Raw genomic sequence first — 21771 nt, 5'->3', positions numbered from 1 at the left:
GGGGATCAGTCCACCGTCACGTAGTCGGGGCCGGAGTAACGGCCTGTGGCCAGCTTCTGGCGCTGCATCAGCAGGTCGTTCAGGAGCGAGGAGGCGCCGAAGCGGAACCAGCGGTTGTCCAGCCAGTCCTCGCCCGCGGTCTCGTTGACCAGGACCAGGAACTTGATCGCGTCCTTCGCGGTGCGGATGCCGCCGGCCGGCTTCACGCCGACCTGGACGCCGGTCTGCGCGCGGAAGTCGCGGACCGCCTCCAGCATGAGGAGTGTGTTGGAGGGCGTGGCGTTGACCGCGACCTTGCCGGTGGACGTCTTGATGAAGTCCGCTCCGGTCAGCATGCCGAGCCAGCTCGCGCGGCGGATGTTGTCGTACGTCGACAGCTCGCCGGTCTCGAAGATGACCTTGAGGCGGGCCGACGTGCCGCACGCCTCGCGCACGGCGGTGATCTCGTCGTACACCTTCATGTAGTGCCCCGCGAGGAAGGCGCCGCGGTCGATGACCATGTCGACCTCGTCCGCGCCCGCCGTCACGGCCTCGCGCACGTCGGCCAGCTTGACGGCCAGCGAGGCGCGGCCGGCCGGGAAGGCGGTGGCCACCGAGGCGACCTTCACGCCGGAGCCGGCGACGGCCTCCTTCGCGGTGGGCACCATGTCGGGGTACACGCAGACGGCGGCCGTGGCGGGCGCCGTGCGGTCGGTCGGGTCGGGGCGGACCGCCTTCGCGCCGAGCGCCCGGACCTTGCCCGGGGTGTCGGCGCCTTCCAGCGTCGTCAGGTCGACCATCGAGATGGCGAGGTCGAGGGCGTACGCCTTCGCGGTGGTCTTGATGGAACGGGTGCCGAGGGAGGCGGCGCGCGCCTCCAGGCCGACCGTGTCGACGCCGGGCAACCCGTGGAGGAAGCGGCGCAGCGTGCTGTCGGACGCGGTGACGTCGGCGAGTCCGTGTGCGGGGCCGTTCACGGGGCCCTGTGCGGCGGGTGCAGTGGTGGGCATGGTCACCAGGTGAGCATATCTACGCGCGTAGCGGTCTGTACAGTCCCCGGCGCGGGTCCGGGTGGAACGACACCGCCCGTGAACCTTCGCCCGGCCGTCGGGCACAATCGGCTGCATGACGACCCCGGAGCCGCAGTCGCCCTCGCCTCAGCCGTCGGAACCCGTGTCCAAGGACCGGGTCTACCGCTCGCCCGCAGGCATGGCCGGAGGCGTGCTGGTCCTCGCCCTCGCGCTGTGGCTCGGCATCGACGCCCTGGTCGTGGGCGAGGGGAACACCCGCTGGAAGGCGCTGGCGGCGCTGCTCTTCCTCGTGCCGCTCGTCGCCGCCTACACCGTGCGGCCCGCCGTCTTCGCCAACGAGGACCGGCTGCGGGTGCGCAATCCGTTCCGCGTGATCGTGCTCCCCTGGGCGGAGGTCGCCTCGTTCCGGTCCGCCTACTCCAACGAGGTCTTCGTCGAGGGCGGCGACAAGTACCAGCTCTGGTCCATTCCCGTCTCGCTGCGGGGGCGCAAGAAGGCCGCGCGTCGGGAGGACCGGCGGGCGGCCGGTGGTGCCGGTGGCGGCCGCGGGCGCGGCATGTTCGGCGGCATGGGGCAGCTGCAGCTCGGTGGGCGCACCGACGGTGCCGGGTCCACCGCCGTGGAGGCGGACGGGCCGGTACGGGCCCAGGGCGACAAGACCATGGACGAGCTGCGCGAGCTGTGGGAGGCGCGCAAGGACGCCGCGAGCTCCAAGGGCGCGGTGACGGTGCGGTGGGCCTACGAGATCGTCGTGCCGGTGGCGGTCGGGGCGGTGGGGCTGGCGGTGCTGCTCGGGGTCGGGTGACCGTCCGAGGCGGGTGGGTGTTGCGGGTGAGCGTTGCGGGTGGGTGTTGTCCGGGGGCCTTGCGGGCCCCCGGGTTCGTCAGATGCCGGCTGCCGTCGACAGGTCGTGCTTGAGCGCCGTCAAGAGGTCCGTCGCCGTCGCGCGGGCCGCCGGGAGGCCGGCGTGCGCGGTGACCGGGACGACCACCTCCAGGTAGCACTTCAGCTTGGGCTCCGTGCCGCTCGGGCGGACGATCACCCTCGCGCCGTCGAGCGTGTAGCGCAGGCCGTCGGTGGGCGGGAGGGTGTCCGTGCCCTGCGTGAGGTCCTCCGCCTTCGTGACGGTCAGGCCCGCGAGGCTCGTCGGGGGCTGTTCGCGCAGGCGGTGCATCGCGGCGGCGATGAGGGAGAGGTCCTCCACGCGGACGGAGAGCTGGTCCGTGGCGTGCAGGCCGTGCTCCACGGCGATGTCGTCGAGGAGGTCGAGGAGGGTGCGGCCCTCTTCCTTGAGGGTCGAGGCCAGTTCCGTGATCAGGAGGGCCGCGGTGATGCCGTCCTTGTCGCGGACGCCCTCCGGGTCGACGCAGTAGCCCAGGGCCTCCTCGTAGCCGTAGCGGATGTTCTCCACGCGGGCGATCCACTTGAAGCCGGTGAGGGTCTCGACGTGGGGGACGTTCGCCTTCGCGGCGATGCGGCCGAGGAGGGAGGACGACACGATCGACTCCGCGAACGTGCCCTGCGCTCCGCGGGTGACCAGGTGGGTGGCGAGGAGGGCGCCCACCTCGTCGCCCCGGAGCATGCGCCAGCCCGCGGCGGCCGCGGGGTCGGGTACGGCGACGGCGAGGCGGTCCGCGTCCGGGTCGTTGGCGATGACCAGGTCGGGGTTCGTCTCCCGGGCCTTCGCGAAGGCGAGGTCCATCGCGCCGGGCTCTTCCGGGTTGGGGAAGGCGACGGTGGGGAAGTCCGGGTCGGGGTCGGCCTGCTCGGTGACGAGGGCGGGGCGCGGGAAGCCGGCTCGGGCGAAGGCGGCGAGGAGGCTGTCCTTGCCGACGCCGTGCATCGCGGTGTAGACGGTGCGGGCGGTGCGGGGGGAGTTCTCGGCGAGGACCGCGTCCGTGCGGGTGAGGTAGGCGTCGAGGACGTCGTCGGCCAGGGTCTGCCAGCCGGTTTCGGGGCGGGGGACGTCGTGCAGGGAGCGTACGGCGTCGATCTCCGCGGCGATCTCGGCGTCGGCGGGGGGCACGATCTGGGAGCCGTCGCCGAGGTACACCTTGTAGCCGTTGTCGCGGGGCGGGTTGTGGCTGGCGGTGACCTCCACGCCGGCGACGGCGCCCAGGTGGCGGATCGCGAAGGCGAGGACGGGGGTGGGGAGGGGGCGGGGGAGTACGGCGGCCCTGAGGCCGGCGCCGGTCATGACGGCGGCGGTGTCGCGGGCGAAGTCCTCGGACTTGTGGCGGGCGTCGTAGCCGACGACGACCAGGCCGGCCGTGCCGTCCCCGTGGGGGGTCCCCTGCTTCTTCAGGTACGCGGCGAGGCCGGCGGCGGCACGGATGACGACCGCGCGGTTCATGCGCATCGGGCCGGCGCCCAGTTCGCCGCGGAGGCCGGCGGTGCCGAACTGGAGGGTGCCGGAGAAGCGTGCGGTGAGCTCGGCGTGGTTCCCGGCGTCGATGAGGCGGGCGAGCTCCGCGCGGGTGTCCGCGTCGGGGTCCTCGGTCAGCCATGCCTTGGCTCGTGCGAGGAGGTCGTCGTCGTTCACGTCTGCCACGTCGGTCAGCCTCTCGGGTGCGGTGCGGTGCGGTGCGGTGCGGTGCGGTGCGGTGCGGTGTCGGTGGGTGGGTGTGGCGTGGGTGCCTGCGGCGGCCTGCGCGAGTGTGGCGTGGGTGCGGGAGCCTGTGCGGGTGTGGTGTGGGTGCGGGTGTGATGCCTGCGGCGCCTGTGCAGGTTGTGGGGGTGCGCGTGGCGCGTGGGGTGCGTTGTGGGTCGGGGCAGTGCCGGGGGGTGTCCGTCCTCGGAACGGCGCGGAATCGGTCGGCCACAGATCTTCCCGGCGCGGACGCGCCAACCGCTGCGGGCGGACACCCCCCGACCCGGCCCCTTCCCGCCGTACGCGGCTGCCGGCGCCGTCTACGCCCGCCTCGGCGCCCGCGGCTGCCCGCCGTCGCCGCGAGCAGCGCCACGCCGCCCCGCAACTGCGGGCAGTCGTGCCGCTGGGGCGGCACGGGTGGGCGCGGCGGCACCCCGCGACGCCGGGCCGCGGACCCCACCCCGTGCCCGTACCCGCGCCGGGTGCCGGGTGGAACGCCGGGCCGCGCTCCCCGCCCGGCGCTCACATCCGCGCCGGTGCGAAGGGAACGCCGGGCCACGTGGCCCACCCCGCGTCCGCTAGAGCCGGCCCAGTACCTGCGTCAGCAGTGTCCCCATGCGCGCCGCCGAGTCGCGGCCCGCCTGGAGGACCTCCTCGTGGTTGAGGGGCTCGCCCGTCATGCCCGCGGCGAGGTTGGTGACCAGGGAGATGCCCAGCACCTCCGCGCCGGCCTCGCGGGCCGCGATCGCCTCGAGGACCGTGGACATGCCCACCAGGTCGGCGCCGATCACGCGGGCCATGCGGATCTCGGCCGGGGTCTCGTAGTGCGGGCCGGGGAACTGCGCGTAGACGCCCTCCTCCAGCGTGGCGTCGACCTCCTTGCACAGCGCGCGCAGGCGCGGGGAGTACAGGTCGGTGAGGTCGACGAAGTTGGCGCCGACGATCGGGGAGGTGGCGGTGAGATTGATGTGGTCGCTGATCAGGACCGGCTGGCCGGGGCGCATGCCCTCGCGCAGGCCGCCGCAGCCGTTGGTGAGGATGATCGTCTTGGCGCCGGCCGCCACCGCGGTGCGGACGCCGTGGGAGACGGCGGCCACGCCGTGGCCCTCGTAGTAGTGGGTGCGGCCCAGGAAGACCAGTGCGCGCTTGTCGCCGAGGGTGTACGAGCGGACCTTGCCGCCGTGGCCCTCCACCGCGGGCTTGGGGAAGCCCGGGAGGTCGGTGACCTGGAGATCGGTCTCGGGGGCGCCCAGGGCGTCCACGGCCGGTGCCCAGCCGGAGCCCATCACCAGGGCGACGTCGTGGGTCTCGGCGCCGGTGAGTTCGCGCAGGCGGGCCGCGGCGGCGTCGGCGGCGGCGTACGGGTCGCCCTGGATGTCGTCCGGAAGAAGAGATGCGTTCACGCCGAAGAGGGTAGCCGGTTTATGGCTACGCGCGTAGATGGTGGAGGTCACGGGATGGGGGTTTTTGGGTTGGAGGTTTTGACGGGGAGGTGCTCAGCAGGGGCGTTTGCGGAGCTCCATCACGTAGTCGTGGGGGGCGCCGGCCGATTCGGCGGCGTCCGCGACCTCGCCCAGGTACCGGGCGGAGGGCAGGCCGCCCTCGTAGGCGTTCAGGACGTAGGTCCAGGCACCCTCCTCGCCGTCGAGGGTGTGGGCGCGGACGCGGGTGCGGCGGTAGATGTCCAGGCCCACGCCCTCCCAGCGGTCGAGGGAGTCCTCGTCCATCGGGGCGATGTCGTAGAGGGAGACGAAGACCTGGGAGATCGGGTCCTCGACGAGGGTCGCCAGGGCGCCCTCCCAGCCCATGTGCTCGCCCCCGAAGGTCAGCCGCCACCCGTTCAGCCAGCCGGTGGCGCGCAGCGGCGAGTGGGGGGCGCGGCGGGTCATCAGCCGCGCGTCGAGGTTGCCGGCGTAGGCGGCGTAGAGCGACATGAGGGGAAGGGTACGCGCCGTTCTGGTAACGGTGGTGGCCCCGGGCGGCCGGTCGTTGAAGGGTGCGGGACAATGGAGTACGTGACTCGGATCGTGATCATTGGCGGCGGACCCGGCGGATACGAAGCGGCGCTGGTGGCCGCTCAGCTCGGCGCGGAGGTGACCGTCGTCGACTGCGACGGTCTGGGCGGGGCGTCGGTGCTGACCGACTGCGTGCCGTCCAAGACCCTCATCGCCACGGCTGAGGTGATGACCACCTTCGATTCCTCCTACGAGGAATTGGGGATCATCGTCGCCGACGACACCCCGCCCATGGAGCAGGCCGCCCGGGTGGTGGGCGTCGACCTGGGCAAGGTCAACCGGCGGGTGAAGCGGCTCGCGCTGGCGCAGTCGCACGACATCACCGCCTCCGTGACCCGTGCGGGTGCGCGGGTGATGCGGGGGCGCGGGCGGCTGGAGGGCATGCAGGGGCTCGACGGGTCCCGCAAGGTCGTGGTGCGGGCCGCCGACGGGAGCGAGGAGACGCTGACCGCCGACGCGGTGCTCATCGCCACGGGCGGGCATCCGCGCGAGCTGCCGGACGCGCGGCCCGACGGGGAGCGGATCCTGAACTGGACCCAGGTCTACGACCTGGAGGAGCTGCCCGAAGAGCTGATCGTGGTCGGGTCCGGTGTGACCGGTGCCGAGTTCGCCGGGGCCTATCAGGCGCTCGGGTCGCGGGTCACGCTGGTGTCGTCGCGGGACCGGGTGCTGCCGGGCGAGGACCCGGATGCGGCGGCTGTTCTGGAAGACGTGTTCCGGCGGCGTGGGATGAACGTCATGTCGCGGTCGCGGGCCCAGTCCGCCAAGCGGGTGGGGGACCGGGTGGAGGTGACGCTGTCCGACGGGCGGGTCATCACCGGGTCGCACTGTCTGATGGCCGTCGGTGCCATTCCCAACACGGAGGGGATGGGGCTGGAGGAGGCGGGAGTCCGGCTCAAGGACTCCGGGCACATCAAGACCGACCGGGTCTCGCGCACCTCGGCTCCCGGCGTGTACGCCGCCGGTGACGTCACCGGCGTCTTCGCGCTCGCCTCGGTGGCGGCGATGCAGGGGCGGATCGCCATGTACCACTTCCTGGGCGACGCCGTGACTCCGCTGAACCTCAAGACCGTGTCCGCCAACGTCTTCACCGACCCCGAGATCGCCACCGTCGGCTATTCGCAGGCCGACGTCGACGGGGGCAAGATCGACGCCCGGGTGGTGAAGCTGCCGCTGCTGCGCAACCCCCGCGCCAAGATGCAGGGCATCCGGGACGGCTTCGTCAAGATCTTCTGCCGGCCCGGTACCGAGATCGTGGTCGGCGGTGTGGTCGTGGCGCCGCGTGCCTCCGAGCTCATCCATCCGATCTCGATCGCCGTCGACAACAACCTGACGGTCGAACAGATCGCCAACGCCTTCACCGTCTACCCCTCGCTGTCGGGGTCGATCGCGGAGGTGGCTCGGCAGTTGCACACCCGGAAGGCCGGTGGGGAGCAGTAGTCCGGTGGCCTGCGGCCGGAAACGACTCCCCGCTGGTCACGGGGAGTCGCGGCGCTTGCGAGTGGCATAGGCGGCCGGAGTAGGTCCGTATACCACTTCCCGTGGTGGCATGCGAACAACTTCTGTTATTCGGCGCATACTGCTGAAAGCAGACGGTCGTTGGGGTTACTGTCAGTTTCGTGTTCGCTGCAGAACGTCGCCAATTGATCCTCGAAATGGTGCGAGCGAACGGGGCCGTGTCGCTCCGTGAGCTCGCCCGCGTCGTCCAGACCTCCGAAGTGACCGTACGGCGGGACGTGCGCGCACTGGAGGCAGAAGGACTCCTCGACCGCCGGCACGGCGGTGCGGTACTGCCGGGCGGGTTCACGCGAGAGTCCGGCTTTCCGCAGAAGTCCCATCTCGCGACCGCCGAGAAGACGGCCATCGCCGATCTCGCCGCGGGCCTCGTCGAAGAGGGCGAGGCCATCGTGGTGGGTGCGGGTACCACGACGCAGGAGCTGGCCCGCCGGCTCGCGCGGGTGCCCGGGCTGACCGTCGTCACCAATTCCTTGTTGGTGGCCCAGGCCCTTGCCCATGCCAACCGGGTCGAGGTCGTGATGACCGGCGGCACGCTCCGGGGGTCCAACTACGCCCTGGTGGGGTCCGGGGCCGAGCAGTCCCTCCAGGGGCTGCGGGTCTCCAAGGCATTCCTGTCCGGGAGCGGGCTGACCGCCGAGCGGGGACTGTCCACGTCCAACATGCTGTCGGCGTCCGTCGACCGGGCGCTGGTCCAGGCCGCCGCCGAGGTCGTCGTCCTCGCCGACCACTCCAAGCTGGGCACGGACACCATGTTCCAGACCGTGCCCACCGATGTCATCACCCGTCTGGTCACCGACGAGTCGCCGGCCCACGACGACCGCGCCGCCACCGAGCTCCAGGCCCTGGCCGACCAGGGCGTGCAGATCGCCGTGGCCGGGGCGTCGGGGGGTGGTGCGGCGAACGGCGGCGGGCCATCGGGGGCCTCGGGGGCTGAATCCGTGGCGCGTCAGCAGCGCCGGGACGTGCCGCTTCCGGGGCCACGCCGACAGGTTCCGGGCGCGGCGGCGGGGCTGCGGTCGGCCGCCGCCCTGAGCGAGCAGAACGGCGGGACGGAACGGGCGCGCGTCGCCGACATGCGCCGCCGGTAGGACGGGCCCCGCGTCCGGCGGTCCCCGTCCGCCGGCAGCGACAGGGGCGCCCGGTGGACCGGTGATCGGTCCGCCGGGCGCCCCTGTCGTGGTGCGGGTGTCGCTCAGTCCTTGATCTCGCAGATGGCGGCGCCGGAGGTGATGGAGGCGCCGATGTCCGAGCCCAGGCCCTTGATGGTGCCGGACTTGTGGGCGTTGATCGGCTGTTCCATCTTCATGGCTTCCAGGACGACGACGAGGTCGCCCTCCTGGACTTCCTGGCCCTCTTCCACGGCGATCTTCACGATGGTGCCCTGCATGGGGGAGGCGAGGGTGTCGCCGGAGGCGGCGGGGCCGGACTTCTTGGCCGCGCGGCGCTTGGGGCGGGCGCCGGCCGCCAGGCCGGTGCGGGCCAGTGACATGCCCAGGCTGGAGGGCAGGGAGACCTCCAGGCGCTTGCCGCCGACCTCGACGACGACGGTCTCCCGGCCGGACTCCTCGTCCGCCTCGGTGTCGGCGGGCGCAGTGAAGGGCTTGATCTCGTTGACGAACTCCGTCTCGATCCAGCGGGTGTGGACCGTGAACGGGTCGGCGGAGCCGGTGAGCTCGGGGGCGAAGGCCGCGTCCCGGACGACCGCGCGGTGGAAGGGGATCGCGGTGGCCATGCCCTCGACGGTGAACTCGTCCAGGGCGCGGGCGGCGCGCTCCAGTGCTTCCTTGCGGGTGCGGCCGGTGACGATCAGCTTGGCCAGCAGGGAGTCCCAGGCCGGGCCGATGACGCTGCCGGACTCGACACCGGCGTCCAGGCGGACACCGGGGCCGGTGGGTGCGTCGAAGAGGGTGACGGTGCCGGGGGCGGGCAGGAAGCCGCGGCCGGGGTCCTCGCCGTTGATGCGGAACTCGAAGGAGTGGCCGCGCAGGGCGGGGTCGTCGTAGCCCAGTTCCTCACCGTCGGCGATGCGGAACATCTCGCGGACCAGGTCGATGCCGGCGACTTCCTCGGTGACCGGGTGCTCGACCTGGAGGCGGGTGTTGACCTCGAGGAAGGAGATCGTGCCGTCCATGCCGACGAGGAACTCGACCGTGCCGGCGCCGACGTAGCCGGCTTCCTTGAGGATCGCCTTGGAGGAGGCGTACAGCTCGGCCAGCTGGGCGTCGGAGAGGAACGGGGCGGGGGCCTCCTCGACGAGCTTCTGGTGGCGGCGCTGGAGGGAGCAGTCCCGGGTGGAGACGACGACCACGTTGCCGTGGGTGTCGGCCAGGCACTGGGTCTCCACGTGGCGGGGCTTGTCGAGGTAGCGCTCGACGAAGCACTCGCCGCGTCCGAACGCGGCCACGGCCTCGCGGACCGCGGACTCGTACAGCTCGGGGACCTCGTCGAGGGTGCGGGCGACCTTGAGGCCGCGGCCGCCGCCGCCGAAGGCGGCCTTGATCGCGATGGGCAGGCCGTGCTCCTTCGCGAAGGCGACGACCTCGTCCGCGCCGGATACGGGGTCCGGGGTGCCGGCGACCAGGGGGGCGCCGGCACGCTGGGCGATGTGGCGGGCGGCGACCTTGTCGCCCAGGTCGCGGATGGCGTGCGGGGGCGGACCGATCCAGATCAGACCGGCGTCCAGGACCGCCTGCGCGAACTCGGCGTTCTCCGAGAGGAATCCGTAGCCGGGGTGGATGGCGTCCGCGCCCGACTCACGCGCGGCTTTGAGGACCTTCTCGATGTCCAGATAGCTGGTCGCGGGGGTGTCACCACCCAGGGCGAACGCCTCATCAGCGGCGCGGACATGCAATGCGTCCCGGTCCGGGTCCGCGTAGACGGCCACGCTCGCGATCCCGGCGTCCCGGCAGGCCCGGGCCACGCGGACAGCGATTTCGCCACGGTTGGCGATGAGCACCTTGCGCACGATTGAGGCTCCCTCCTTGAAACAAGCCGAGTTTAGGGACTGCCGACACGGCACTACGACCCGTCCCCAATGGTGAGCTTGCCCACACGGAGCGTGATTCGAGGCTCGCTCGACCCGCGAAAGCCCTTGTAGTACCGCGCTGCGCAGGACTCCTGGGGGAAACCCTAGCCCGCCCGTGTGGTCAAGGTCTCTGTAAGGGCGTGCTGCGGGCCACTCCGTTTCTTTGTGGAGTCCCTACTAATGGCCCAATGATTCTTTGCTCGTGCCGGAACCCTTGTGGCGAGGTTTACCCGTTAGTAGCGTTCCTCGGGTCTCGAACGTACTTGAGGTAACAGCTGTCCTGTGCGGCAGCCGTCGAAGGTGGGTGGGGACCGGTGTCAGTGCGCAGGCCGGTGGCGTGGACCGTGGCGGTCGTGCTCTTCGCGGAGGCGGTCGGCGTCGCGGCGCTGAACTGGTTCCTGGCGATCGTCGTCGACCGTCAGGACATGTCCCTGGCCGGTCTCGACCCGGACATGATGTCCGTGTCCTCGAAGATCGGCGGGGTCGTCTTCGGCCTGTACTTCGCGCTGTGCGCCCTGGTCGCCCTACTCGTGGCGCTGCGCGACCGCGCGCCCGCGGGGCTCGGCCGGGTCCTGCTGATCAGCGCCGCCGTGGTGCACGGGCTGCTCGGCGCCTTCACCTGGGGGCTGGTGGGACCCGGCGCCTTCGTCTTCATGATCGTCGTACTGGGTCTCATCGTGCTGCTGCTGATGACGTACGACGCCCGCGAGGAGTCCGCCGCCGGGCCGCGGCCCGAGGGCGGCAACGGCGGCAAGGGAGACGACGGCTCCCCGGTCAGCCCTCCGCCGGCGCCCACAACTCCGTGATGCCGGTGCCGAGCTCGGCGAGGAGACGCCGCAGCAGGGGCAGGCTGAGGCCGATGACGTTCCCGTGGTCGCCGTCGATGCCGTCGATGAACGGTGCCGAGCGGCCGTCCAGGGTGAACGCGCCCGCGACGTACAGGGGTTCCCCGGAAGCCACGTAGGCGGCGATCTCGTCGTCGGTCGGCTCGCCGAAACGGACGACGGTGGACGCGGTCGCCGAGACGTGGCGGCCGGAGGCGGTGTCCCAGACGCAGTGGCCGGTCTGGAGCGTGCCCGCCCGGCCGCGCATCGCCTTCCAGCGGGCGGTGGCCTCCTCGGCGTCCGCCGGCTTGCCGAGCGCCTGGCCGTCCAGGTCGAGCACCGAGTCGCAGCCGATCACCAGGGCGCCGTGCACCTCGGGCTTCGCGGCCACCACGGACGCCTTGGCCTCGGCCAGGGCGAGCGCCAGCTCGGCGGGGGTGGGGGCGGTGACGGCCTCCTCGTCGACACCGCTCACGAGAACCTCGGGGGCCAGTCCGGCCTGGCGCAGCAGGCCGAGCCGGGCCGGGGACTGGGAGGCGAGGACGAGTCGGCGGCGGGGCTGAGCAGCAGTCATGGGGTCACATTAGCCACCGGGGGCGGAGGCGGCTCAGCCCAGGCCGAGGACGATCATCGCGAGGACCATGGCCAGCGCCAGGAAGACGCTCAGCCGCCGCAGCATGTCCTGCATGTCGCGCAGTTCCTTGGGCGGCTCGTTCTCGGGGTCGGACCACAGCATGTCACTAGCGTGGGGCTTGGCCGATGGGGGTGACTTGAGTACGGGTACTTAAATTGGGGCGCGGGGTTGCAGGTCTGTGCGCGGTTCCCCGCGCCCCTGGGACGACCAGGCTCAGGTCGGCCAGTAGGTGCGGCCCCATGCCGTCGGGCCGGGGTGGGGCAGGCGGTGGGTTGCGAGGCGGGACGGGTCGGACCAGGCGTCGCGCGGGCGGTCGGTGGGGGGCGGCTCGGCGGCCGCCGTCGCCGCGCGGGCCCTGACCACCGTCAGGGCGGCGGCCAGTTCTTCCGGGGTGGGGTTGCCCCGGACGACCTTGATGGTCACAGCGGGCTCCTTACAGGGGGATGTTGCCGTGCTTCTTCGGGGGCAGGTTCTCGCGCTTGGTGCGCAGCTGGCGCAGGCCGCGGACGATGTGGCGGCGGGTGTCGGACGGCATGATCACCGCGTCGACGTAGCCGCGCTCGGCCGCCGTGTACGGGTTGAGGAGGGCGTCCTCGTACTCCTGGATCAGGCGGGCGCGGGTGGCCTCGGCGTCGTCACCGGCCTCGGCGATGGTGCGGCGGTGCAGGATGTTGACCGCGCCCTGGGCGCCCATGACGGCGATCTGGGCGGTGGGCCAGGCCAGGTTGAGGTCGGCCCCCAGGTGCTTGGAGCCCATGACGTCGTAGGCGCCGCCGAAGGCCTTGCGGGTGATGACCGTGATGAGCGGCACCGTGGCCTCGGCGTAGGCGAAGATCAGCTTGGCGCCGCGGCGGATGATGCCGTCGTGCTCCTGGTCCACGCCCGGCAGGAAGCCGGGGACGTCCACGAAGGTGAGGACGGGGACGTTGAAGGCGTCGCAGGTGCGCACGAAGCGGGCCGCCTTCTCGGAGGCGGTGATGTCCAGGCACCCGGCGAACTGCATCGGCTGGTTGGCGACGATGCCGACCGGGCGGCCCTCGACCCGGCCGAAACCGGTGAGGATGTTCGGCGCGAAGAGGGGCTGGGTCTCGAAGAACTCGGCGTCGTCCAGGACGTGCTCGATGACGCTGTGCATGTCGTAGGGCTGGTTCGCCGAGTCCGGGACGATCGTGTCCAGCTCGGCGTCCTCGTCCGTGACCGCGAGGTCCGCCTCCTCCGGGAAGGCCGGGGGCTCGGAGAGGTTGTTGGACGGCAGGTACGACAGCAGCTGCTTGACGTACTCGACGGCGTCCTTCTCGTCGCCGGCCATGTGGTGGGCCACGCCCGAGGTGGAGTTGTGGGTGCGGGCGCCGCCCAGCTCCTCGAAGCCGACGTCCTCGCCGGTGACCGTCTTGATGACGTCGGGCCCGGTGATGAACATGTGGCTGGTCTGGTCGACCATGACCGTGAAGTCGGTGATCGCGGGGGAGTAGACCGCGCCGCCCGCGCACGGACCGACGACCAGGCTGATCTGCGGGATCACGCCCGAGGCGTGGGTGTTGCGGCGGAAGATCTCGCCGTAGGCGCCCAGCGAGGCCACGCCCTCCTGGATGCGGGCGCCGCCGGAGTCGTTGATGCCGACGACCGGGCAGCCGGTCTTCAGCGCGAAGTCCATCACCTTGACGATCTTCTGGCCGTACACCTCGCCCAGCGCGCCGCCGAAGACGGTGAAGTCCTGGGAGAAGACGGCGACGGGGCGGCCGTCGACGGTGCCGTAACCGGTGACGACGCCGTCGCCGTAGGGGCGGTTGGCGTCGAGGCCGAAGTTGGTGGAGCGGTGCCGGGCGAACTCGTCCAGCTCGACGAAGGAACCCTCGTCGAGGAGGAGATCGATGCGTTCACGAGCCGTCAGCTTGCCCTTGGCGTGCTGTTTCTCCACGGCGCGTGCGGAACCGGCGTGCGTCGCCTCCTCGATACGGCGCCTGAGATCCGCGAGCTTGCCCGCGGTCGTGTGGATGTCGGGCTGCTGCTCTTCCGGCTCGGACATCGGGATGCGGCTCCCTGCCTGCTCAAAAGGGGGGACGGTTACTCGTTCGTAGAGTAGTAGGGGCCCTTCCGATCGGCAGTGCGGTGTTTCCCACACCTAGGGTGGGTTGCATGACGCCCCGTGACTCCTCCGACTCCCCGAACGACGCCCCGAAGGACGCCCCGAAGGACGCCGCGAACGACGCCCCGCGCAGCCGGTGGTCCGACCTGGACCGGTCCCCGCTCAGCAGCACGGCCCTGCGCCGGGGCCTGGTACGGGAGGGAGGACTGTGGCGGCGGGTCGACGTCGTGCAGCGCACCGGGTCCACCAACTCCGACCTCGTCGCCCGGGCCGCCGAGGGGGACCTGGCGGAGGGCGTGGTCCTCGTCGCCGAGGAGCAGAGCGCCGCGCGGGGGCGCCTGGACCGGCAGTGGACGGCGCCGGCCCGCTCCGGGCTCTTCTTCTCCGTCCTGCTGCGCCCCGCCGAGGTCCCGGTGACCCGCTGGGGCTGGCTGCCGCTGCTGACCGGCGTCGCCGTGGCGACCGGGCTGTCCCGCGTCGCGGGCGTCGACACCGCCCTGAAGTGGCCCAACGACCTGCTGGTGACCGTCGGCGACGAGGAGCGCAAGGCCGGCGGCATCCTCGCCGAGCGGGCCGGGAACGACGGCGTCGTCATCGGCGTCGGCATCAACGTCTCGCTGCGCGCCGACGAGCTGCCGGTCCCGCGGGCCGGTTCGCTGGCGCTGGCCGGGGCCGCGAACACCGACCGCGACCCGCTGCTGCGCGGGGTGCTGCGGTCGCTGGAGGACTGGTACGGGCGCTGGCGCGAGGCCGGGGGCGACCCGGCGGCCAGCGGGCTTCAGGAGACGTACGCGGCGGGCTGCGCGACGCTCGGGCGGATGGTGCGGGCGGAGCTTCCCGGTGACCGGTCGCTCGTGGGGGAGGCGGTGGCCGTGGACGGCGACGGGCGGCTGGTCCTCGCCACCGAGGCGGGGGTGCAGGAGCCGGTGGGAGCGGGCGACATCGTGCACCTGCGGTTGGCGTGAGCGCGGCCCCGGGGCACCCTCGGAGTACGGGACGCACGGGAGTGAGCTGGGGCACACCTGACGTAAAGTTGGGGCCGGTCGAACCTGACCGCGGCAGATCGGAAAGGCAACAGGCGTGACCGTCGACGACACCGGTTCCGGCGCGGACGGGGACGGCCGGGTGGACCCCGAGCCGGCCCCGGACGCCGCCGACCCCGGCGAGGACCCGCTCGCGCTGCGCCTCGAAGGGCTCATCCTGGGCGCCGAGCGCCGCTACACCCCCTTCCAGGCCGCCCGCAGCGCGGGCGTCTCCATGGAGCTGGCCTCCCGCTTCTGGCGGGCCATGGGCTTCGCCGACATCGGCCAGGCCAAGGCGCTCACCGAGGCCGACGTCCTCGCCCTGCGGCGGCTGGCCGGTCTGGTGGAGGCGGGGCTGCTCAGCGAGGCGATGGCCGTCCAGGTCGCCCGGTCCACGGGGCAGACCACCGCCCGGTTGGCCGAGTGGCAGATCGACTCCTTCCTCGAGGGCCTGACCGAGCCCCCCGAGCCCGGGATGACGCGCACCGAGGTGACGTATCCCATCGTCGAACTGCTCCTTCCCGAGCTTCAGGAGTTCCTCGTCTACGTCTGGCGGCGCCAGCTCGCCGCCTCGGCGGGCCGGGTCATCCAGGCCGGGGACGACGAGGAGATGGTGGACCGGCGGCTCGCGGTCGGCTTCGCGGACCTGGTCGGATTCACGCGGCTGACCCGGCGGATGGAGGAGGAGGAACTCGGCGAGCTGGTCGAGGCCTTCGAGACGACCTCCGCCGACCTGGTGGCCGCGCGCGGCGGGCGGCTGGTCAAGACCCTCGGCGACGAGGTGCTCTACGCCGCCGACGACGCCGGTACGGCCGCCGAGATCGCGCTGCTCCTCGTCGAGACGATGGCCCACGACGAGACCATGCCGGAACTGCGCGTCGGCATCGCCTTCGGCACCGTCACCACCCGGATGGGCGACGTCTTCGGCACCACCGTCAACCTGGCCTCCCGGCTCACCTCGATAGCCCCCAAGGACGCCGTCCTCGTCGACTCCGCCTTCGCACAGGAACTGATCCGCACCGGGGACGCCCCCGCCTCGGAGGCGGCGGCCGCCGAGGAAGCGGCCGCCGCGGAGAAGGAGGGCGAGGAACCGCCCGTGTACCGCTTCGCGCTCCAGCCGATGTGGCAGCGCCCGGTACGAGGTCTCGGCGTGGTCGAACCGTGGCTGCTCACGCGCAGGGGCCACGCCGGCGGGGAGTCGTAGGCGCAGGAGCGTCGTGGGCGGGGACGGCCGGGGAGCCGTGGGCCCGGAGAGGCCGTCGTTCAGCCGCCGAGCAGGTCGACGCAGAGACCGATGACCGGCACGCACAGGCCCGGGTCGTCGGGTTCCGGTGCCGGAGCGGACGGCGGTGGCGTGCTGCGCGCCGGCGGCGTCGGCGTGGTCGGGGACTCGGGCCGGGACGGCCGCGGAGTGCCCGGCGCCGGGGTACGGCCCCGGTCGTCGGCGCCGTCCTCGCGTCCTCCTCCGCTCTCCCCCTCCCGCGTCTGCCCCTGCCCGGCCCCGTCGGTGGCGTCCTGGCCGCCCGGCGCGGTCGTGGCGGTGGGGAGCGGGACCGGTGCACCGCTCGCGGACGGGCCCGGCAGGGCGCCGGGTATGAGGCCCGGCCCGGGGGAGCCGCTCAGGCCGCCCATGGCGGACGTCGCCGAAGGGCTCGCCCCGGGCGGTCCGCCGCCGGTGCCCGCGGTGGTGGACGCCGGCGCCCACTCGTCCGCGGCCGTGTCCCGGCCTCCGCCGTCCACGTGCGGCGCCGCCTCGGCGCCGTGGCCGCCGGTCGCGGCACCGCCGGGCTCGGGCAGCAGGCGCACGAGGCTCAGGGCGCCGGCAGCCAGGGCGAGGCCGCCGGCGACCAGCAGTACCTTGCGGGGGCGGGGCCTGCGGTGCCGGCCGCGCCGGAACCACGCGTTGCGCGGCTCCGGCACCGCGACGGTGCGCGGGCCGGCGGTTTCGGCGGTCGTGCCGGCAGTCGTCTCGGCAGTCGTGTCGGCGGTCGTTTCGGCGGTCGGCCTTCCGGTCGTATCCGTGGTCGTGCCGATGGTCGGCCTGCCGGCCGTCCGTGTGCCGGTCGTCGTCATGGTCCCTCCCCGGTGCGCACGCGCCCCCGCTGCGCCGTGGCGGAGCGAGGCTACGGTCTGCCGTCGGCCGGAGTGGGGCGGTCGGCCGTATGTCACTCGAACGGGTGGGCGGCGGCCGGCGTGCGGGGCGGGCGCGTCCGGTCTTCCCCCGCGCGGGCCCGCCTGCGATGATCGAGCGGTCGACTTGTTAACACGCGTTAACCGGAGGGTGTCATGAGCGAGGAGCGGTTCGGAGAGTTCGTCCTGGTGCGGCGGCACGGGGACGGGCATGTCGCGGAGCTCGCGCTCGACAGGCCGAAGGCCATGAACGCCGTCTCGACCGCCATGGCCCAGTCCCTGAGCGCGGCCTGCGCGGCACTGGGCGAGGACCGGGGCGTACGGGTGGTGGTGCTGACCTCGACCCACGAGCGGGCGTTCTGCGTCGGGGCGGACCTGAAGGAGCGCAACTCCTTCTCCGACGCCGATCTGCTGCGCCAGCGGCCGGTGACGCGGGGGGCGTACACGGCGGTGCTCGAGCTGCCGCAGCCGACGGTCGCGGCCGTGCACGGGTTCGCGCTGGGCGGCGGGTTCGAGCTGGCGCTGTCCTGCGACGTGATCGTGGCCGACCCCACGGCCGTGGTGGGGCTGCCGGAGGTGTCGGTGGGCGTGATCCCGGGCGGCGGCGGTACGCAGCTGCTGCCGCGCCGGGTGGGGGCGGCGCGAGCGGCCGAGCTGGTGTTCACGGCGCGGCGGGTGGCGGCCGGGGAGGCGCGCGAGCTGGGGCTCGTGGACCAGCTGGTGGAGGAGGGGCGGGACCGGGAGGACGCGCTGGAGCTGGCCTCCCGGATGGCCGCCAACTCGCCGGTGGGCCTGCGCGCGGCCAAGCGGGCCCTGCGCCTCGGGCACGGTCTCGACCTGCGGGCGGGCCTCGAGGTCGAGGACGCGGCGTGGCGGTCGGTGGCGTTCTCGGGGGACCGGGCGGAGGGCGTGGCGGCGTTCAACGAGAAGCGGGCGCCGCGGTGGCCGGGGGAGTGAGCCGAGCGCACGGGTCGGAGGCAATCGCCCGGTTCGCCCCGTTTGAGTAACGTTTCTTCGTGAATCTCCCTAGCCTGGAGTGATGGGTGACGACAGGCGGCTCGCGGCCGTGGTGGCGCTTGCGCAGGGGATGGCCGCCGCGCAGAGCGCGCGTGAGGCGTGGCGGGCGGCGGCCGTCGGCGGATGCCTGGCGCTGGGCGGCAGCTTCGCCGCGCTGTCGGTGTGGGAGCGGGAGCTGGGCCGGCTCCGGGTGCTCGTGAACGTCGGCCGGCGGGCCGAGGACGAGGAGGAGTTCCCGGAGAACGAGTCCTACCCGGTGCACCAGTTCGCGGAGATCACCGAGTTCCTGCACGAGCGCTGGGCCGGCGGCGGTGAGCCCGACGCCTGGGTCGAGACGGCCGAGGGGCCCGCCGCCGGGCGCCCCGGGTACGTCCACCAGCGCGTCGCCGCCCTGCGCCGCCGGGGCCGCGGCTGCTGCGTGGTCGCGCCGATCGTGCTGCACGGCCGGGCGTGGGGCGAGCTGTACGTGGCCCGGCCGGTGGGGGAGCGGGTCTTCGAGCGGGGCGACGCCGACTTCGCCACCGTCCTGGCCTCCGTCGTCGCCGCCGGGATCGCGCAGACCGAGCGGCTCGAGGAGGTCCGGCGGCTCGCGTACACCGACGCGCTCACCGGGCTGGCCAACCGCCGCGCCGTCGACTCCGCGCTGGACGAGGCCGTCGAGCGGCACCGCGAGGAGGGCGTCGTCGTCAGCCTCGTCGTCTGCGACCTGAACGGCCTCAAGCGGGTGAACGACACGCACGGCCACGCCGTCGGGGACCGGCTCCTGGAGCGGTTCGGGTCGGTGCTGTCGCTGTGCGGCGCGATGCTGCCGGGGGCGCTCGCCGCGCGGCTCGGAGGGGACGAGTTCTGCCTGCTCGCGGTCGGGCCGGCCGCCGACGCGGTGGTCAAGGCGGCCGAGGAACTGTGCCGCCGGGCGGCCGAGCTGGAGCTGGGCGACGGCGTGGCCTGCGGGGTCGCGTCCACGGAGGACCCGGTCGGGCCGGTCCGGTCCGCCCGCCGGCTGTTCCGGCTGGCCGACGCCGCCCAGTACCGCGCCAAGGCCGAGCGGGCGTCCGGGCCGGTCGTCGCGGGACGCGAGGGGCCCGACGACCCCGTCGTACGGCTCGCGGACGAGCCCTCCCGGGAGGAGGACGGGGAGCGCAGGCGGTTCCGGGGGCGGCACTCGCCGTGACGCAGTGACGCGCGGGAGCGGTAAGGGGCGCAGCCCGCGCGCATCCGTGACGCATCCCCTCGTGACATCATCGAATTCACTGCGTACGCTCCTGAATATGGATATGCACACTGTGGTGGTGGGGACGGCCGGGGTCACCGCGTCCGACGTCCTCGCCGTGGCGCGCGGCGGCGCCCGGATCGAGCTCTCCGGCGACGCGGTCGCCGCCCTGGCCGCGGCCCGCGGCATCGTGGACGCGCTGGCCGCCAAGCCGGACCCCGTGTACGGCGTGAGCACCGGTTTCGGCGCCCTGGCGACCCGGCACATCAGCCCCGACCTGCGCGCGCAGCTCCAGCGCAACATCGTCCGCTCGCACGCCGCCGGGATGGGCCCGCGCGTCGAGCGCGAGGTGGTCCGCGCGCTGATGTTCCTGCGGCTGAAGACCGTCTGCTCCGGACACACCGGCGTCCGCCCGGAGGTCGCCCAGACCATGGCCGACGTGCTCAACGCCGGGATCACCCCGGTCGTGCACGAGTACGGCTCCCTCGGCTGCTCCGGCGACCTCGCCCCGCTGTCGCACTGCGCGCTCACCCTCATGGGCGAGGGCGACGCCGAGGGCCCCGACGGCACCGTACGGCCGGCCGGTGAGCTGCTCGCCGCGCACGGGATCACCCCGGTCGAGCTGCGCGAGAAGGAGGGCCTCGCCCTCCTCAACGGCACCGACGGCATGCTCGGCATGCTGGTCATGGCCCTCGCCGACCTCGACACCCTCTACAAGTCGGCCGACATCACCGCCGCGCTGACCATGGAGGCCCTGCTCGGCACCGACAAGGTGCTCGCTCCCGAGCTGCACGCCATCCGCCCGCACCCCGGGCAGGCCGCCAGCGCCGCCAACATGGCCGCCGTGCTCAAGGGCTCGGGCCTGACCGGGCACCACCAGGACGACGCGCCCCGCGTCCAGGACGCCTACTCGGTGCGCTGCGCCCCGCAGGTCGCGGGCGCCGGACGCGACACCATGGCCCACGCAGGCCTCGTCGCCGAGCGCGAGCTGGCCGCGGCCGTGGACAACCCGGTCGTCCTGCCCGACGGCCGGGTGGAGTCCAACGGCAACTTCCACGGCGCCCCGGTCGCCTACGTCCTGGACTTCCTCGCCGTCGCCGTCGCCGACCTCGGCTCCATCGCCGAGCGGCGCACCGACCGGCTGCTGGACAAGAACCGCAGCCACGGCCTGCCGCCGTTCCTCGCCGACGACGCGGGCGTCGACTCCGGCCTGATGATCGCCCAGTACACGCAGGCGGCCCTGGTCAGCGAGTTGAAGCGGCTCGCCGTACCGGCCTCCGCCGACTCCATCCCCTCCTCCGCCATGCAGGAGGACCACGTGTCGATGGGCTGGTCGGCGGCGCGCAAGCTGCGCACGGCCGTCGACAACCTCACGCGCGTGATCGCCGTCGAGCTGTACGCCGCCACGCGCGCGATCCAGCTCCGCGAGGGACTCACCCCCGCCCCGGCCTCGCAGGCCGTCATCGACGCCGTACGGGCGGCCGGTGTCGAGGGTCCGGGACCGGACCGCTTCCTGGCGCCCGACCTCGCCGCGGTGGACGCGTTCGTGCGCGCCGGCCACCTGGTCGCGGCGGCGGAGACGGTCACGGGGCCGCTGCGCTAGCGGACGGTGACGTGTCCCTGAGGGGCCCCGGCGGGACGACGCCGGGGCCCCTCGCGCTGCTCCTGGACGCTCCGGACGGTCAACGGCGACCTCGTACGGCACGGGACGGCCCCGGACGGCCCGGGTACGGTCAAGAAAGCCAAAAGAACGTCAAGTTCGGTCAAAAGTCGAGGCGTTCCCGGCGGACCGAGTAGCCCACGAAGCCCGCGCCGAGGCCGAGGCAGAGGGCGCCGCCGACGACGTACGGCGTGCTGTCGAAGCTGCCGGTGTCGGCCAGCCGGGTCGTGCCCTCGCCGGTCGCCGCCGTGTCCGTGGAGGTATCGGCGGAGGTGTCCGCGGATGCGGCTCTCGCCTGGGCCGTGACCTGCGGAGACGGCGTCGAGGCCGCGGACTCGAGCACCGGTGTCTCGGGGGTCGCGTTGGCCGACGGGACGAACCACAGGGCACACAGCAGGCCGCCCGCGGCGGTGGCGGTCAGCAAGGAACGGCGAGCGGATGACACGGAATATCGATCCCCTTGTGGCGCTGGCGAATTGGCCGTGTGGGCAGATGTTAGTGAAAGGCGCGGGTCACAGGAAAGTCACGGGAGGGGTCGGCCTTACGCTCCGGGCATGAGCACTCCAGAGACATCACGGTTTGTACGGGTTCGCGTCGAGCTGGTTCTCGAGATCGACGACGACGAGGCCGTCACCGGGGCCGCACTCCAGGCCCTCGCCGACGACACCGACCTGTCCGACGCGGAACGGGCCGACTCCGAGCGCGCTGTGACGGAGGACACCGCCGAGGCCCTGGCCCACCTGGTGGACCCGTTCGACCTGGTCGGCGCGGTGCCCGGGGTCGAACTCCGGCAGGCCTCCTGGAGCAGTGAGCAGATCGACTACGACCCCGACTCGTCCGAGTGGGACCTCGACGAGGATGATGGCGACGAGAACGACCCGGAAGACGATGAAATGACGGTCGGCTGACGCGGTGTGGGGAAATTCCTGACCCCGGACGGCAACCGCCGTCCGGGGTTTCGTCGTCTCACGGTGCGCACTGACCGACACCTGCCCGCACCGCCCGCGCCCTCCGTGGCAAACGTGGTATG

The 21771-nt window shown here is 73.0% G+C and carries 21 protein-coding genes; 10 read left to right on the top strand and 11 right to left on the bottom strand.

The window, feature by feature from the left end:
• Positions 1 to 5 precede the first annotated feature (5 nt).
• On the bottom strand, positions 6 to 989 hold the full coding sequence (deoC, locus tag OHA99_RS13685; RefSeq protein ID WP_405695928.1) for a deoxyribose-phosphate aldolase: 984 nt from the start codon (positions 987 to 989) through the stop codon (positions 6 to 8).
• Between the two features lie 115 nt (positions 990 to 1104).
• On the opposite strand from deoC, the gene OHA99_RS13680 reads away from it, so the two are divergent.
• Complete coding sequence (locus OHA99_RS13680) at positions 1105 to 1815, top strand: PH domain-containing protein (protein WP_205616674.1); 711 nt, start codon at positions 1105 to 1107, stop codon at positions 1813 to 1815.
• 78 nt (positions 1816 to 1893) lie between these two features.
• Here the strand turns inward: OHA99_RS13680 and OHA99_RS13675 are convergent, their stop codons facing one another.
• The 3 genes from OHA99_RS13675 to OHA99_RS13665 all read right to left on the bottom strand — a co-directional run bounded on the left by OHA99_RS13675 (position 1894) and on the right by OHA99_RS13665 (position 5534).
• Positions 1894 to 3561, bottom strand: a complete 1668-nt coding sequence (locus tag OHA99_RS13675) for a phospho-sugar mutase (protein ID WP_405695926.1) — start codon at positions 3559 to 3561, stop codon at positions 1894 to 1896.
• A 617-nt stretch (positions 3562 to 4178) separates the two neighbouring features.
• Positions 4179 to 5003, bottom strand: coding sequence for a purine-nucleoside phosphorylase (locus OHA99_RS13670; protein ID WP_153178237.1), 825 nt, complete (start codon positions 5001 to 5003; stop codon positions 4179 to 4181).
• A 93-nt stretch (positions 5004 to 5096) separates the two neighbouring features.
• Positions 5097 to 5534 (bottom strand): gamma-glutamylcyclotransferase, encoded by a 438-nt coding sequence (locus OHA99_RS13665; RefSeq protein ID WP_007444183.1) that lies wholly within the window; start codon positions 5532 to 5534, stop codon positions 5097 to 5099.
• 72 nt (positions 5535 to 5606) lie between these two features.
• Between OHA99_RS13665 and OHA99_RS13660 the strand changes: the two genes are divergently transcribed.
• Positions 5607 to 7055 (top strand): NAD(P)H-quinone dehydrogenase, encoded by a 1449-nt coding sequence (locus tag OHA99_RS13660; RefSeq protein WP_164383458.1) that lies wholly within the window; start codon positions 5607 to 5609, stop codon positions 7053 to 7055.
• Positions 7056 to 7234: 179 nt separating this feature from the next.
• Positions 7235 to 8221 carry a DeoR/GlpR family DNA-binding transcription regulator gene (locus OHA99_RS13655; protein ID WP_153178236.1) on the top strand — a complete coding sequence of 329 codons (987 nt, stop codon included), beginning with the start codon at positions 7235 to 7237 and terminating at the stop codon, positions 8219 to 8221.
• Between the two features lie 104 nt (positions 8222 to 8325).
• Here the strand turns inward: OHA99_RS13655 and OHA99_RS13650 are convergent, their stop codons facing one another.
• Entirely contained in the window at positions 8326 to 10098 is a 1773-nt protein-coding gene (locus tag OHA99_RS13650; protein WP_153178235.1) for a biotin carboxylase N-terminal domain-containing protein, read from the bottom strand.
• A 374-nt stretch (positions 10099 to 10472) separates the two neighbouring features.
• Between OHA99_RS13650 and OHA99_RS13645 the strand changes: the two genes are divergently transcribed.
• The gene (locus tag OHA99_RS13645; RefSeq protein WP_153178234.1) at positions 10473 to 10964 is read left to right on the top strand and encodes a hypothetical protein; all 492 of its coding nucleotides are present in this window, start codon (positions 10473 to 10475) and stop codon (positions 10962 to 10964) included.
• Here OHA99_RS13645 and OHA99_RS13640 read toward each other — a convergent pair.
• The 4 genes from OHA99_RS13640 to OHA99_RS13625 form a co-directional block, all read right to left on the bottom strand.
• Positions 10933 to 11556: a nucleoside triphosphate pyrophosphatase gene (locus OHA99_RS13640; protein WP_087789730.1), complete on the bottom strand. Its 624-nt coding sequence runs from the start codon at positions 11554 to 11556 to the stop codon at positions 10933 to 10935. The genes OHA99_RS13645 and OHA99_RS13640 overlap by 32 nt on opposite strands.
• Before the next feature lie 33 nt (positions 11557 to 11589).
• Complete coding sequence (mmpB, locus tag OHA99_RS13635) at positions 11590 to 11718, bottom strand: morphogenic membrane protein MmpB (protein WP_042825042.1); 129 nt, start codon at positions 11716 to 11718, stop codon at positions 11590 to 11592.
• 111 nt (positions 11719 to 11829) lie between these two features.
• Positions 11830 to 12039 (bottom strand): acyl-CoA carboxylase subunit epsilon, encoded by a 210-nt coding sequence (locus OHA99_RS13630; protein WP_345962582.1) that lies wholly within the window; start codon positions 12037 to 12039, stop codon positions 11830 to 11832.
• A 10-nt stretch (positions 12040 to 12049) separates the two neighbouring features.
• Positions 12050 to 13642 (bottom strand): acyl-CoA carboxylase subunit beta, encoded by a 1593-nt coding sequence (locus OHA99_RS13625; protein ID WP_153178232.1) that lies wholly within the window; start codon positions 13640 to 13642, stop codon positions 12050 to 12052.
• Between the two features lie 110 nt (positions 13643 to 13752).
• On the opposite strand from OHA99_RS13625, the gene OHA99_RS13620 reads away from it, so the two are divergent.
• Complete coding sequence (locus tag OHA99_RS13620; RefSeq protein ID WP_405695920.1) at positions 13753 to 14667, top strand: biotin--[acetyl-CoA-carboxylase] ligase; 915 nt, start codon at positions 13753 to 13755, stop codon at positions 14665 to 14667.
• A gap of 115 nt (positions 14668 to 14782) precedes the next feature.
• On the top strand, positions 14783 to 15928 hold the full coding sequence (locus tag OHA99_RS13615) for an adenylate/guanylate cyclase domain-containing protein (protein WP_007444195.1): 1146 nt from the start codon (positions 14783 to 14785) through the stop codon (positions 15926 to 15928).
• A gap of 59 nt (positions 15929 to 15987) precedes the next feature.
• Here the strand turns inward: OHA99_RS13615 and OHA99_RS13610 are convergent, their stop codons facing one another.
• Positions 15988 to 16797, bottom strand: a complete 810-nt coding sequence (locus OHA99_RS13610) for a hypothetical protein (RefSeq protein WP_405695919.1) — start codon at positions 16795 to 16797, stop codon at positions 15988 to 15990.
• A gap of 213 nt (positions 16798 to 17010) precedes the next feature.
• Here OHA99_RS13610 and OHA99_RS13605 point away from each other — a divergent pair, with 213 nt between their 5' ends.
• From OHA99_RS13605 to hutH, 3 genes are all read left to right on the top strand, one after another.
• On the top strand, positions 17011 to 17811 hold the full coding sequence (locus OHA99_RS13605; protein WP_282881027.1) for an enoyl-CoA hydratase/isomerase family protein: 801 nt from the start codon (positions 17011 to 17013) through the stop codon (positions 17809 to 17811).
• Positions 17812 to 17893: 82 nt separating this feature from the next.
• Positions 17894 to 19042 (top strand): sensor domain-containing diguanylate cyclase, encoded by a 1149-nt coding sequence (locus OHA99_RS13600; protein ID WP_164383451.1) that lies wholly within the window; start codon positions 17894 to 17896, stop codon positions 19040 to 19042.
• Positions 19043 to 19145: 103 nt separating this feature from the next.
• Positions 19146 to 20684, top strand: coding sequence for a histidine ammonia-lyase (gene hutH, locus OHA99_RS13595; protein ID WP_405698942.1), 1539 nt, complete (start codon positions 19146 to 19148; stop codon positions 20682 to 20684).
• A 160-nt stretch (positions 20685 to 20844) separates the two neighbouring features.
• Here the strand turns inward: hutH and OHA99_RS13590 are convergent, their stop codons facing one another.
• Positions 20845 to 21186: a hypothetical protein gene (locus tag OHA99_RS13590; RefSeq protein WP_194279945.1), complete on the bottom strand. Its 342-nt coding sequence runs from the start codon at positions 21184 to 21186 to the stop codon at positions 20845 to 20847.
• A gap of 109 nt (positions 21187 to 21295) precedes the next feature.
• Here OHA99_RS13590 and OHA99_RS13585 point away from each other — a divergent pair, with 109 nt between their 5' ends.
• Positions 21296 to 21649: a hypothetical protein gene (locus tag OHA99_RS13585; RefSeq protein ID WP_007444289.1), complete on the top strand. Its 354-nt coding sequence runs from the start codon at positions 21296 to 21298 to the stop codon at positions 21647 to 21649.
• Positions 21650 to 21771 lie beyond the last annotated feature (122 nt).

Origin of the sequence: Streptomyces coelicoflavus (assembly GCF_045041415.1) — a bacterium.
Taxonomy (GTDB): domain Bacteria; phylum Actinomycetota; class Actinomycetes; order Streptomycetales; family Streptomycetaceae; genus Streptomyces; species Streptomyces coelicoflavus.
Note: the sequence above shows the minus strand (reverse complement) of the source record. Positions and strands in the feature narration are given on the sequence as shown.